Raw genomic sequence first — 278 nt, forward strand, 5'->3', positions numbered from 1 at the left:
GTCTTTGGTTATCCTTTATTAGTAAAATAGGTATTGTTGGCTTTGTAAATGCTATTGGAGCGGTTATTGCGCCTTTCTTTGGTATTTTGGTAGTCGATTACTACCTTATTAAACGCCAGCATATCGATATGAACGATTTGTTTTCTGATAAACCTACTGGTGCCTACTACTATTATAAAGGGTGGAATATTCGAGGTTTGATTGCCTTTGCAGTAGGTGCTATATTCTCTATTGCAACTATATTGGTGCCTGTACTTACTAAGCTTGAAGGTTATGGC

1 protein-coding gene is annotated in these 278 nt (G+C 37.1%); it reads left to right on the forward strand.

The window, feature by feature from the left end; translation table 11 throughout:
- Positions 1–278: cytosine permease (locus AAEY79_RS14695; RefSeq protein ID WP_352289067.1), on the forward strand; the 278-nt coding region annotated here is incomplete at both ends.

The organism is Psychrobacter sp. GW64-MNA-CIBAN-0177 (assembly GCF_040309585.1).
In the GTDB taxonomy this organism is placed as follows: domain Bacteria; phylum Pseudomonadota; class Gammaproteobacteria; order Pseudomonadales; family Moraxellaceae; genus Psychrobacter; species Psychrobacter okhotskensis.